Raw genomic sequence first — 13,562 nt, 5'->3', positions numbered from 1 at the left:
CCGAACTGAGGTTCTTGTTAAATCGTTTTACAACGAGAGAACACGTCGAATAATTCCTGTTACATTTTGGAGTGTAGTGAGAATATTTACGGTATTTTCCACTCGCTCAATTGCTTGAGTTAAGTCTTCTATTCCTTTAAACAAGTCTGGTTCTAACTTCTTTAGATTCGCAGCTATTTCTTTTAGAGCCGCAGTTTCAAGTTGACTGCGTAGAATCGCTATATTCTTACGTTCTTCAAGAAAATCTTGTTTTCGTGACTCGTCCTTTTCATTTTCAAATTTTTGTTGTATTTCTGGTAAATTGAGATTGAATTCTATATTCTTAATTCTCTTGAGGATTTCTTCACAATCTCTAGCAATGCTTGTGTTTTCTTCGGGTGTAATTTTTGAGCTAAAATTCATGGTAATTTTCTTACAATGTAAATATCTACTTTGCGTTTTTATCTGCTTCAACAATTTGTAGAAAATTATCAACATCTTGTAAAAAACTATTGAGTCTAGCAAGATTTAATTTTCCTTCAATAAGACCTTGAAACACTCCTTGAAACTCACTTAATGTATTGCTAGCATCTTTAAGTTCTTTTCCTTGTCTCCTTGTTAATATTTCCCGTCGAGTTTCAATCCATGCTTCTTTGTCAGGAATTTCTGCGTCCTGCGTTAGTGGACGAATAACTAAACGGTCTTCTTCTGCTATACGAATAAGTTTGGTATCTTGTTCAATTGAATCTCCAAGAGATTTTAACATTGCCGTATGAATAGTTAGTTCGCGCATAATTGTGCCATTACGTTTTTCTAGTTCATTGCGTAATGCTCCACGAATTTGTGATGAAACTACAAGATTAGTAATGCCTTCAAAAAGACCTGGATTTTTAATCAAATCGCTCTTTTGTAGTTCTTTCCCAATATTATTGAGATTATCTACTACTCCGTTAATTTCTCCTTCTGCACGTACAGGTGCATCGGAAGAAGCAAGTTCGTTAAGCAGTTGAAAATAATCTCTTAATAGATTGTTATGTTTGCGTAAATTATCAATAACCTCTAAACGTTCTTCATCAGTTTCAGTAAGTTTTTCATAATCTTCACGTGTTTGATTGGTAATTTGGTCATCTTTTAATAATTGCTCAGAAGTTTTATCTATATGAATGTCAGTGGCGGCATCAAGTAATTTGTCAACTGCATTGGCATATTCATTTCCTGCTTTGGCAAATTTTTTGTATTCATCAGTTGAGCGGCACCCTGTTGTTAGCGTTGCAATTACTGCAAATACAACGACGGTTTTACGAAAAGTCTTCTTCATAAACTAATGATTGTTTGTGTTCTTCTTGAGTTTGAGGGTTAAAGGATATCTGAAAACTTTTTGGTGTTGTATTCAAGAATTGTAGATCCTCCTAAATCCCCCCCTTTTTTAGGAGGCTAGGGGAGATCAAGCAAAATATTTAATACTTCTCAGACATCCTTTTAGCGTTAATGCCGTAGGCTTACCGGGAGAAAAACGCTGCAAATTGCAAATAGTAAAAAGCAAATTTGTTTGACCTACGCACAATATAAATCGGAATTAGAAAATTCATAGAGCCTCCAGAAGGATAATATTAGGATTGATTGACACAACTATCGAATACATCTTTATTTACCGTTGCGATATTACTCAAATCGCTGTTGTTTCCTTCTCCACTCCCCAATTAGTCAATTTCGGAATTTTGCGATCGCATCAAAAAATATTGCTCCAGGGTTGACATTTCGGTGTTTCGCGCAGTCTGTAGCAGCTTCCGCCTTCCCTGCAAGAACTTCCGCCAAGACGTTTCGGTGTTTCGCGCAGTCTGTAGCAACTTCCGCCTTCCCTGTAAGAACTTCCGCTAAGACGTTTCGGTGTTTTGCGCAGTCTGTAGGAACTTCCGCCAAGACGTTTCGGTGTTTCGCGCAGCTTGTAATAACTTCCGTCTTCCCTGCAAGAACTTCCGCTTCTGCATGGGAAGTTTCCCGACTTATCCCTTGCGCGTCTCCCAAAGAAAGAAGCAAGTGGCGTTTGAGGAACAAAACCCAACATTTTCATAGCTTTGTTGGGTTGCGCTTTGCTTCACCCAACCTACAATTTTTTTTAACCCAAGCGTATTGGGTTATGAAAGAGAGAGGTAAGATAAAAATTGGTGAAAATACTCAAATTTTAATGATTAAAAAAATAAATAATTTTACTCAGGACAACCTTTTAAAAAATTGTCCACTATGGAATTACTAAAAGTTTAGGTTATCTTTTCAGGCAAAGGAGTATTAATGGCAAGGCACAAACGCGATTCACGTATTCTGAGCAAAGCTGAAATGCGCTTGGCAAGTATTAAATCTATTAGTCCTACCCTAGATGTAGGAGAAAGTTTAACAGTTAAAGATTACACTGACAAAATTGAAAATCTCCGTCAATCTCTGGAAATTTACAATACTACCCTCTCTAATATTGATGTTTTATTAACCCAAATTATTGAAAATGAACAAGATTTAGCAGATTATTCTGAAAAAATTTTGCTTGGTGTTGCTCATAAGTTTGGTAAAAATAGCCATCAATATCAGATGGCTGGAGGTACTCGTAAAAGCGACCGCAAGCGTGCTACACGCCAAGGTGTTGTTTTGACTACCAGCTAAGGGCAAAACGGTTCAACAGATAAAGAGAATCAGGAAAATTAAGAAGATAGGGAATACAAAGATTTTACCCACTCCCATTCCTGCGTCAAACCCTCTTTTAGGGAGACTTGCGGCTGATATCCGAGAATTTTCTGCGCTTTAGATACATCAGCAGCCGTGTGGCGCGCGTCTCCCATCGCTTTTTCTATATGGTTTCTTTTGATTGGCTTCCCAACAATTTCTTCAATCGTATTTAAAACTTCTGCTAAAACCACCCTGCTACCACCACCGATATTAAAGATTTCTCCCACTGCTTGGGGTGCGGTAGCGGCGGCTAAATTAGCGGCGACGATATCACTAACAAAGGTAAACTCCCGCGTTTGCTGGCCATCGCCGTAAATAGGAATCGCCTCATCGTGCAAAATGGATTGAAAAAACTTATTAAATGCCATATCTGGGCGCTGTTTGGGACCATAAACTGTAAAATAGCGCAATGTCACACAGGGCACACCAAAGTTCTTGTGATAGAGTTCACACAAAAACTCTGCTGCTAGCTTTGTAATGCCGTAAGGAGAAACAGGTTGAGGACAAATTCTCTCGTGGGTAGGTAATGTTTCCGCATCACCATATACACTAGATGAAGAAGCAAACACTAATCTTTTGAGGTCTTTAGCATCTTTAGCTGCTTCTAGCAAAACTTGTGTAGCGTTAACATTTCGTTCTGTATAGCCTCGAAAAGCTTTACCCCAACTTGCTCTGACCCCTGCTTGTGCCGCTTGATGGTAAACTACATCAACATCTTTTAGGAGTTTTTGCCAATCTAAAAACTGCATATCTCCTTCAATTAATGCAAAACCAGGGAAACGATATAAGTGTCCAACATTATTTCGCTTTAACATCGGATCGTAATAATCATTAAATTCATCAATCCCGATTACTTCTTCTCCTTGTTCTAGCAATGTTTCTGCAAGCTGAGAACCAATAAAGCCTGCGACTCCAGTAACGATAATTTTAGCCATGTTGCCGATTTTTATATCCTGATTAACCGCGATATTCACAAGTTAATAATTATAATCAAAAATTGGTTATTGATTGATGATTTTTTCATAGATAATTTGATTCGTATCAGCAAAAAAGATAATTCAACTAATATACGTCTGCTGAAAATATGTTACTAACTTTATTTGGTAATTGTTAACAATAAAAATTCCAATTCTACTAATTAGTCAAATTGAATTTTTAAGAAAAAACTTACAATTCAGATAAGTCCAAAATACTTGTAGAGACGGCGATTTATCGCGTCTTGTAAAGACGGCGATTTATCGCGTCTCAAGTGTATGTGGTACAAGCATTTGACCTTAAATTGACACCAATAAGCCTATTCTGACTCCTGAATTCTCCTGTAAACCAAAAGAAACTTGCACAAGTGTGAGAATTGATGAAAAAATTGATCCGCGAGAGCAGTTAAGGTATTCTCATTTTGCAAGGGACGCACGAGGAAATCAGTGAAAGTTTTAGTTGTTGGTAATGGAGGGCGCGAACACGCTCTGGCGTGGAAACTGTTGCAATCTAAGCAAATTGAGCAAGTTATCTGTGTACCAGGGAATGGGGGCACGGCAAGTATGGAACGTTGCCAGAACTTGCCCTTAGCAGTAGATGATTTTGAGGGAATGAGCCGATATGCTCTCTTAAATGGCGTAACTCTGGTAATAGTTGGCCCAGAAGTTCCCCTATCTAAGGGAATCACAGATTATCTCCAAGATAAAGGATTGATGGTATTTGGCCCAGTCAGAGCCGGAGCGCAAATTGAAGCGAGTAAAGCTTGGGCAAAAGCCTTGATGCAAGAAGCAGGGATTCCGACGGCACGGGCTGCGGTATTTACGGAAGCTAAGGCAGCAAAATCTTACGTCAAATCTCAGGGAGCGCCCATTGTTGTTAAAGCTGATGGCTTGGCGGCTGGTAAGGGTGTAACGGTAGCTGAAACAGTTGCACAGGCAGAAAGTGCCATCGATGCGATTTTTCAAGGGCAATTTGGCAGTGCTGGTAAATTTGTCGTCATTGAAGAATGTTTGATTGGGCAAGAGGTGTCAGTTTTAGCGTTGACTGATGGGTTAACAATTAGACCCTTGTTGCCAGCGCAAGATCATAAGCGGATTGGGGAAGGCGATACGGGCGAAAATACTGGCGGGATGGGAGCATACAGCCCAGCACCCATCGCTACACCAGAGTTGATGGCACGCATTCAAACAGAAGTATTAGAAAGAGCGATCGCCACCTTAAGAGCTAAAGGCATTGATTACCGAGGCGTGCTGTATGCTGGGTTAATGATTGCACCCGATGGCGACTTGAAAGTTTTGGAATTTAATTGTCGCTTTGGCGACCCGGAAACCCAGGTGATTTTACCACTGTTAGAAACACCCCTAGAAGAGTTGATTCTAGCTTGCGTACAGCAACGCTTAAGTGAATTGCCGCCCATTGTTTGGAAAGGGGGAGCATCTGCTACTGTCGTTGCCGCTTCCGGTGGTTATCCAGGAGAATATCAAAAAGGCCAGGTAATTACTGGCATTGAGCAGGCAGAAGCAGCAGGAGCAACTGTATTTCATGCAGGTACGAAATTGAACCAGCAACAAGAAATAGTCACAGATGGGGGTCGAGTATTAAATGTGACCGGAATTGGAGAAAATTTTGAGCAAGCGATCGCCCAAGCCTACGCTAGTATCAAACATATTCAGTTTCAGGGGATGTATTACCGGAAAGATATTGGTTATAGAGTTAGGAGTTAAGAGTTAGGAGTTATTCGCCATGCCCAATGCCCTATTCCCTCTTTCCCTAACATATTTGTCAAATTAACTGTTAATTTTTAAGTTGTTGGGCTTTATAACAAAGACTACTAACAACTTTATTTAAGATGCTAAGTCTGTTCAAATCAATTCGAGATGCGATCGCAAGTTGGTGGTCGGAATTCACTCTCCAGACTAAACTGCTGGCTGTGGCCACAATGGTAGTTTCGTTGGTGATGAGTGGTTTGACCTTCTGGGCTGTAAATACAATTCAGCAGGATGCGCGGATGAATGACACCCGCTTTGGTCGTGATTTGGGGCTGCTGCTTGCTGCCAACGTTACCCCCTTGGTCGCTGACAATAATCTCACCGAGGTCGCCCGATTTTCCCAACGTTTCTATAGCAGCACCTCTAGCGTGCGTTATATGCTCTACGCCGATGAAAACGGGGAAATCTTTTTTGGCATTCCTTTTTGGGAAGCCGAGGTAGAAAATTCCCTTACCATTAAACGGCGGATACAACTGCCAGAAGATTACCCTGGTGATGGGGAAAAGCCGATGGTGCGGCAACACACAACTCCAGATGGGACAGTCACCGATGTATTTATTCCCCTGATTGTCAATAAAAAATACTTAGGTGTATTAGCGATCGGGATCAACCCCAATCAGACCGCTGTTATCTCCACCAATTTTACCCGCGATGTCACCATTGCCGTTTTTATCACCATTTGGGTAATGGTGATTTTAGCAGGAGTGATTAACGCTTTGACCATCACCAAGCCGATTAAAGAATTACTGGTGGGGGTAAAGCAAATTGCTACCGGGAATTTTAAGCAGCGGATTAATTTACCTTTAGGCGGCGAACTAGGGGAATTAATTTTCAGCTTTAATGAGATGGCAGAGCGATTAGAGCGCTATGAAGAACAGAACATTGAAGAACTAACCGCAGAAAAAGCCAAGCTAGAAACTTTAGTTTCCACGATCGCAGATGGTGCCGTGTTGATCGATCACAACATGCAGGTGATTTTAGTCAACCCTACAGCAGAGCGAATTTTTGGCTGGGAAGCCGCTAATGTAGTCGGTGGCAATGTCTTGCATCACTTGCCAGCATCAGTACAAATCGAAATCACCCGTCCCTTGTACGAAATGGCAGCAGGCGAATGCGAAAGCGCCGAATTCCGAATTTTTATTAACCAACCCACCCCACGGACGATTCGTATTCTCTTGACTACAGTACTCAATCTGCAAAGAGAAAGCATCAAAGGTATTGCGATTACTATTCAAGATATAACCCGTGAAGTCGAACTAAACGAGGCAAAAAGTCAATTTATCAGCAACGTTTCTCACGAACTGCGAACGCCTCTATTTAACATTAAAACTTATATTGAAACTTTGCACGACTACGGCGAAGACTTAGCTTTACAAGAACGCCAAGAGTTTCTGCAAACAGTCAACCATGAAACCGATCGCCTAACTCGCCTAGTTAACGATGTTTTGGATTTATCAAAACTTGAATCTGGTCGCAACTACAGCTTTGATGGCGTAGATTTAGCCCAAGCGATCGAGCAAACCCTGCGTACTTACCAACTCAATGCAAAAGATAAAGGTGTTGAACTTGTTCAAGAAGTTGCCCCTAATTTGCCGCTAGTATTAGGTAATTACGATCTATTAGTACAAGTGTTTGGCAACCTGATTGGTAATGCGCTTAAATTCACCAAAGCCGGTGGTAAAGTAGCAATCCGCGCCTACCAACTAGATTTCAAACCCAGTCACAACGAATCTGCACCAGTGCGGATTGAAATTTCCGATACTGGAATTGGCATCGCCACAGAAGATCAACACTCAATTTTTGAACGCTTCTTCCGCGTAGAAAACCGAGTTCACACCCTAGAAGGTACGGGTTTAGGTTTATCGATTGTTAGAAATATCATCGACAGACATCGTAGTAAAGTCTATCTAGTGAGTGAAGTCGGCATTGGCACCACTTTTTGGTTTGACTTAGCCATCTTTGAAGAAAAAGTCCCACCGATACAAGTTGAACCTATTGCCGAAACATCCAAAATCACCACAGTTTGAAAATTGCAGAAGCAGCCAAAATCATCACAGCCTGAAGATTAGGGATTGAGTATAGTTTGTTATTTTTTACCATTCCCGATAGTGGCAATTTTGGATGAAGCCTTTGAAGGAATTGCCACACTTTATTCAATTTATACATAAGAGTTGATTAGCGATCGCTCTCTAGGTGGATCGTCTCACAAAATCGCATTGCTCTCTTTTGAATCTAGAAATACTGCACTAACTGTTCGCATAGTTGTTGATACAACTGTCATTGACAATCTTCGTGCAAGCAGCATTGAATTTTGTTTAGTTGTGGCTCAATTAATTATGTATACAAGTTACGGAATGTTTATTCTGCCAAATTCTTGGGAAATATTAAAATGATCGACTTCTTCTCAAAATTTTAACTTTACCCTATGACGACGCTGGCAGCAATCCCCGATTCAAATCCATTGCCGTATATCCCTGGTTATGCCATTGTTAAGCAGCTATATGCAGGTTCTCAGACAATAGTTTATCGAGCAGTGCAGGAGTCAAGTCAGCGTCCGGTGGTGATTAAACTATTACGGCAAGACTACCCCAACTTTAACGAATTATTACAGTTTCGTAACGAGTATGCAATTACCAAAAATCTCAACATTCCTGGCATAATTCATCCATTAAGCCTAGAAGCATACGCTAACAGCTATGCCTTAGTGATGGAAGACTTTGGCGGCATTTCCCTACGGGATTATACCCAAAATTATTCCTTATCTTTAGGAGAATTTTTAGAAATAGCCCGACAAATTGCTGATATTCTCCATGATGTCTGCCAGCATCGAGTCATCCACAAAGATATCAAACCCGCCAACATTCTGATTCATCCAGAATCACAACAAGTCAAGCTGATTGACTTCAGCATTGCCTCACTCCTCCCCCGCGAAACCCAAAAAATCCAAAATCCGAATGTGTTGGAAGGAACCCTTGCCTATCTTTCCCCAGAGCAAACCGGACGAATGAATCGCGGCATTGATTACCGCAGTGATTTTTATGCTTTAGGGGTGACATTGTACGAACTTTTGACTGGACAATTACCCTTTCAATCCAACGATCCGATGGAGTTAGTACACTGTCATTTAGCCAAGTTGCCACTCGCCCCACACAGTATTAATCCAGAAATTCCCGCGATCGTTTCAGAGATAGTATTGAAGTTGATGGCGAAAAATGCCGAAGATCGGTATCAGAGCGCCTTGGGTTTGAAATATGACTTAGAATGCTGTTTCAATCAATGGAAAGCAACGGGTAGAATAGAAACCTTTGTTTTGGGACAACGGGATGTGTGCGATCGCTTCATTATCCCCGAAAAACTCTATGGGCGAGAAACAGAAGTTGCAAACTTGCTCAAAGCTTTTGAGCGCGTCGCTAATGGCAGTTCAGAAATGATGCTAGTAGCAGGATTTTCCGGGATTGGTAAAACTGCGGCGATCAATGAAATTCATAAACCGATTGTCAGACAACGCGGTTACTTCATCAAAGGCAAGTACGATCAGTTGCAGCGTAATATTCCCTTCAGTGCCTTGATGCAAGCCTTTCGTGATTTGATGGGACAACTGCTGAGTGAGAGTAATGTCCAATTGGCCCAATGGAGGGCGAAAATTTTGGCGGCTGTGGGTGAAAGCGGACAAGCAATTGTTGATGTGATCCCTGAACTAGAGCGAATTATCGGTCAACAGCCCCCAGTCCCAGAACTATCTGGTAATGCTGCCCAAAATCGTTTTAATTTGCTATTTCAGAAATTTATCGAGGTTTTTACCACCCCTGAGCATCCGCTGGTGATGTTTCTAGATGACTTGCAATGGGCAGATTCGGCTTCTCTGAATTTGCTGCAATTATTGATGAGTGAAGCCAGTTCTGGATATTTACTGATTCTGGGCGCTTATCGAGATAATGAAGTTTTTCCGACTCATCCCTTGATACTGACGCTGGAGCAGATTCAGCAAGCCCAAGCTACCGTCAATACCATCGCCTTGCAACCCTTGTCCGAAATAACGGTGAATCAATTGGTGGCAGACACCTTAAGTTGTCCCCACGAACTGGCTCAACCCCTGACGCAATTGGTATATCAAAAAACTAAAGGCAATCCCTTTTTTACAACGCAGTTTCTCAAAGCACTGCACGAAGAGGGTTGCATTCAGTTTCAGCCTGAACTGGGTTACTGGCAATGCGACCTGGCTTCGGTGCGGCAGTTGGCATTGACCGATGGAGTGGTAGAGTTCATAGCATTGCAGTTACAAAAACTTCCGGTGGATACACAGGAGCTTTTGAAACTGGCGGCTTGTATTGGCAACCAATTTGATTTGAAGACCTTGGCAATGGTCTGTGAAAAATCACTTGTTGATATAGCGACCAACCTATGGACAGCCTTACAAGAAGGACTGATTCTCCCCATTAGCGAAACTTACAAGTTCTTCCAATCAAATAACTCAGACCATATCAATCGCGGTGCTGAGATTGTCGTTCCTTATAAATTCTTGCACGATCGCGTCCAACAAACTGCCTATGGTCTGATTCCAGAAGATCGAAAACAGTCTATCCACTTCCAAATCGGGCAGCAACTGTGGGCAAATACGCCGGAAGCAGAGCGAGAAGGGAAAATTTTTGAAATTGTCAATCAATTGAACTACGGTCTGAAATTGACACCTCAAAAAAGTTCTCCTGGATTGTTGAATGCAGAAAATGGTGACGAAATCTCCAAGCTGCAAGAATTGGATCTAGCTCAACTGAACCTGCTTGCAGGACAAAAAGCCAAGGCAGCAACCGCCTATGAAATGGCAAATAAATACTTCACAGCAGGGCTGGCAGCGCTCCCAGAAAACGGTTGGTCAGATCGTTACGACCTGACCCTTGCCCTTTATACAGAAGCGGCTGAAATTGAGTACCTGAGTACCCATTTCGAGCAGGCAGAACGGCTTTCAGAAATTGTTCTTCAGCACGCCCAGGATTTGCTGCAAAAGGTGAAGATGTATGAAATCAAAATCTATTTCTACATTGCTCAGAATCAAATGCTGGCAGCGATCGATACCTCTCTACAAGTGCTGGAATTTTTGGGTGAACCGCTGTTTAAAGAACCCCCACTGGAGTTAGCGATCGAGGATTTAATTAACCTTCCAGAGATGCTCGATCCGCACAAGTTAGCAGCCATGCGAATTGCGATCGCAATGGTCACTCCCAGCCTGAATGCTAAACCAGAGTTGTTACCACTGATTGCTTACACACTAGTGAACTTATCGATTCAATTTGGCAACTCGGCATTTTCAGCATTTGGCTACACCTTTTATGGTCTGGTTCTATGTGGTACCCCAACCGGAATTGAAAAAGGCTATCGGTTTGGAAAATTAGGATTAAAATTGCTGGAGCGCTTCAACGAGAGGAAATTGTATGCAAAAGCGATCAATATTTTTGATGTGTTTGTGCGGCACTGGCAAGAACCCGCTCGGAAAACGATCGCTCCTTTACGTGAAGCGATTCAGGTTGGATTAGAAACGGGTGATGTAGAGTATGCCTGCTACAACGCCGCCTCCTACTGTAACTATCTTTTCTTTGTCGGTGAAGCACTGGAGCAGGTAAATCAGCAACAGCAAAAATACATCGATCTGTTGTTGAAATTCAAACAAGAGTATCAAATTTACTTCGGGCAAATTTGTCGTCAGCTGGTGTTGAATTTGATGGGAGCAGCAGAAGATCCCCTAATACTCGTTGGGGAGAGTTTCGACGAGCAAAAAATATTGCCGATTTTAATTGAAACTCAAAACGGAACTCTGTTGTTCCTGCTTCATCTAGCAAAGACCATTCTTCTGTTCATCTTTGAGGACTATCAGCAGGCACTTATCCATGCTCAAGAAGCCGAAAAATACCTGGGAAACATGGTTGGCTTCTTGCAGTATGCCGAACATAATTTCTATTACTCCCTCGCTCTGTTGGCTACCTGTTCAAATGGCACTGAGGCAGAGCAACAATCGGCACTAGAAAAAGTTGCAGAAAACCAGAAATTGATGAGTCAATGGGCTTTTCACGCTCCCGCCAATCATCAGCACAAATATGATTTAGTTGAAGCAGAGCGGGCAAAAATTTTAGGTCATTTAGACGCAATCACCTACTATAAAAAAGCCATTCAGGGGGCAAAAGAAAACAACTATATCCAAGAAGAAGCACTCAGCAATGAGCTGGCCGCCAAATTCTACCTAGCTTGGGGCAAAGAGAAGCTGGCCGCAGACTATATGCAACAAGCCTACTACTGCTACGCCCATTGGGGTGCAAAGGCGAAAGTTGCCCATTTAGAAGAACAATATCCGCAACTACTAACAGCCATTCTCCAATCGCCTAATCTTACCATCACATCTACGGCAACCATCCCCTTAACTTTGATGAAAAGTGTAACTAAAAGTTCTAGCAACCAAAATTTATACTTAGACTTACAAGCGGTGATGAAAGCCGCACAAGCCATCTCTCAAGAAATTGAATTAGAGAAATTGTTGGCAACCTTGATGCAGATCGCGATCGCCAATGCTGGCGCCCAAATCGGTCATTTGGTTCTTCGCCAAGATGAACAATGGTTAGTTGTAGCTCAAGCCGATCGAGAACTGGTAAAAACTTTAGAAATTCCCCTGGAGCAATACTCAGAAATTCCCCAAAGTTTGATTTATGCAGTAGCAAGAACTCAAGAGACGGCTGTGTTTGAAAACTTGAGTACAGCAGTGCAATTTGCCAGCGATCGCTACATTATCGCTCACCAGCCCAAATCAGTTTTATGTACTCCCATTAGTCGCCAAGGAAAACTCATCGGTATTTTGTACCTAGAGAACAACTTAACTTTAGGCGCTTTTAGCAGCGATCGCATCGAGATTCTCCAACTCCTAACTAGTCAAGCCGCTATCTCTGTGGAAAATGCCCGTCTGTATCAACAAACCGAAAACTATTCTTACACCCTAGAAGCAGAGGTAGAACACAAAACCCAAGCTCTCAACCAAAAAGCCCAAGATTTAGAGCAGACCTTGAAAAAATTGCAGCAAACTCAAGGACAATTAATTCATAGCGAAAAAATGTCATCTCTCGGTCAATTGGTAGCTGGTATTGCTCACGAAATTAACAATCCAGTTAATTTTATTAAAGGTAATCTTACCCATACAGAAAATTACATTCAAGATATGATGCGTTTGCTGATACTTTATCAGCAGGAATATCCCCAACCTAATCCAGCTATTCAAGCGATGAAGGAAGAGATTGAGCTTGATTTTCTGTTTAAAGATGCTAATCAAACCTTAGAATCTATGAAGAGTGGTAGCGATCGCATCAGCAAAATTGTCCAGAGTTTACGCAACTTTGCTCGCTTAGATGAAGCCGAAATCAAAGCTGTAGATTTACACAGTGGTATTGAAAGCACGCTGTTAATTTTGCAACATCGCTTACAAGCTTCTGAAAATCAACCCGAAGTGCGCGTCATTAAGGAGTATGGCAATCTACCTTTAGTTACTTGCTATCCTAGCCAGTTGAATCAAGTCTTCCTAAATCTGATTAACAATGCCATTGATGCGATTCGAGATAATCCCCAAAGCAGCCAACACCCAGAAATTCGGATTCGTACTGGAGTGATAGATCGTGACTGGTTACGAATTGCGATCGCCAATACAGATAGTAGCATTCCTGTAAATCTGCAAGAGCGGATTTTTGAACCGTTTTTCACTACAAAACCCATTGGTCGCGGTCAAGGTTTGGGATTATTTGTTAGCTACTCTATTATCCAACAACATCGCGGTACTTTAACTGTGCGTTCTCAGCCCACTGAGGGAACTGAATTTGAGATTGTTCTCCCTATCTATTAGACATCTTGCAAAAGTTACTTTTGCTTTCCGGTTGGGGAAAGGGTAAAGGGTAAAGGTTAAAGGGTAAAGGTTGAAGGTTTTTTCTTTCCCCTTTACCCCTTATCCGAATGGTACTAAGTTAAGATACAGCTATTTTCAGGTAAATAGACTACGCGGTAGGGGTACAGCATTGCTGATATGTGTCAACCTCAGCTGGAAATAGCTTATCTGTTGGCTGACATCCCCGCCCGAAAATAAATTTTCTGGCTTTTAGCTTA

Annotated in this window: 8 protein-coding genes; 4 read left to right on the top strand and 4 right to left on the bottom strand. The window is 41.7% G+C overall.

Annotation, left to right across the window (positions count from 1 at the left end; translation table 11 throughout):
* Positions 1–27: 27 nt before the first annotated feature.
* From NSTC731_RS29445 to NSTC731_RS29435, 3 genes are all read right to left on the bottom strand, one after another.
* Positions 28–402, bottom strand: a complete 375-nt coding sequence (locus NSTC731_RS29445; RefSeq protein ID WP_445628045.1) for a hypothetical protein — start codon at positions 400–402, stop codon at positions 28–30.
* Positions 403–427: 25 nt separating this feature from the next.
* Positions 428–1,297, bottom strand: coding sequence for a hypothetical protein (locus NSTC731_RS29440; protein WP_445628044.1), 870 nt, complete (start codon positions 1,295–1,297; stop codon positions 428–430).
* Positions 1,298–1,683: 386 nt separating this feature from the next.
* A complete protein-coding gene (locus NSTC731_RS29435; RefSeq protein WP_445628043.1) occupies positions 1,684–2,034 on the bottom strand; it encodes a hypothetical protein in 351 nt (116 codons plus the stop codon).
* A gap of 234 nt (positions 2,035–2,268) precedes the next feature.
* Between NSTC731_RS29435 and NSTC731_RS29430 the strand changes: the two genes are divergently transcribed.
* Entirely contained in the window at positions 2,269–2,631 is a 363-nt protein-coding gene (locus NSTC731_RS29430; protein ID WP_445628042.1) for a hypothetical protein, read from the top strand.
* 38 nt (positions 2,632–2,669) lie between these two features.
* Here NSTC731_RS29430 and NSTC731_RS29425 read toward each other — a convergent pair whose 3' ends face one another.
* Entirely contained in the window at positions 2,670–3,629 is a 960-nt protein-coding gene (locus tag NSTC731_RS29425) for an NAD-dependent epimerase/dehydratase family protein (protein WP_445628041.1), read from the bottom strand.
* Between the two features lie 486 nt (positions 3,630–4,115).
* Here NSTC731_RS29425 and purD point away from each other — a divergent pair, with 486 nt between their 5' ends.
* The 3 genes from purD (at position 4,116) to NSTC731_RS29410 (ending at position 13,305) form a co-directional block, all read left to right on the top strand.
* Positions 4,116–5,393 (top strand): phosphoribosylamine--glycine ligase, encoded by a 1,278-nt coding sequence (gene purD, locus NSTC731_RS29420; RefSeq protein ID WP_445628040.1) that lies wholly within the window; start codon positions 4,116–4,118, stop codon positions 5,391–5,393.
* A 125-nt stretch (positions 5,394–5,518) separates the two neighbouring features.
* Positions 5,519–7,465 carry a two-component system sensor histidine kinase NblS gene (nblS, locus tag NSTC731_RS29415; protein ID WP_445628039.1) on the top strand — a complete coding sequence of 649 codons (1,947 nt, stop codon included), beginning with the start codon at positions 5,519–5,521 and terminating at the stop codon, positions 7,463–7,465.
* Between the two features lie 398 nt (positions 7,466–7,863).
* On the top strand, positions 7,864–13,305 hold the full coding sequence (locus tag NSTC731_RS29410; protein ID WP_445628038.1) for a trifunctional serine/threonine-protein kinase/ATP-binding protein/sensor histidine kinase: 5,442 nt from the start codon (positions 7,864–7,866) through the stop codon (positions 13,303–13,305).
* The last annotated feature ends 257 nt before the right edge of the window (positions 13,306–13,562 follow it).

It is taken from the genome of Nostoc sp. DSM 114167 (genome assembly GCF_052692655.1).
The sequence above is the reverse complement of the archived record's forward strand: the minus strand, read 5'-3'. Positions and strand labels throughout refer to the sequence as shown.